Source organism: Streptomyces sp. MBT65 (assembly GCF_016612545.1).
GTDB lineage: Bacteria > Actinomycetota > Actinomycetes > Streptomycetales > Streptomycetaceae > Streptomyces.
The window spans coordinates 1-345 of the sequence record NZ_JAENRY010000814.1 but is presented as its reverse complement, the minus strand read 5'-3'; the positions used below and the strand labels follow the sequence as shown (position 1 = coordinate 345).

Sequence of the window (345 nt, the reverse complement as noted above, 5' to 3'; positions counted from 1 at the left end):
GTGCCGGTGCGGCAGGTGCGGGGGTTGTGGGACGGGCATCGGGGTGAGGTCGTCGTGCTCGGGGTGACCGCGGTGGCGATCGTGGTGGGGAATCTGTTCGAGGGGGTGCTGGTCGGGCTGGCGTTGGCCGTGGCGAAGACCGCGTGGGACATCAGTCATGTGCAGGTGGAGGCGGAGGATCTCGGGGACGCGGGGATCGTCGTACGGGTGCTGGGGCATGCGACGTTTCTGCGGTTGCCGAAGCTGTTGGACGCGTTGGAGGCGTTGCCGTACGACCGGGTGGTGCGGCTGGAGTTGGGCGGGTTGCGGCATGTGGATCTTGCGTGTGCGGCGGCGTTGGAGGGG

1 pseudogene is annotated in these 345 nt (G+C 69.0%); it reads left to right on the top strand.

Annotated elements, in window-relative coordinates:
• Positions 1–345 (top strand): annotated as a pseudogene (locus JHN63_RS52230) (SulP family inorganic anion transporter); the annotation flags it as partial.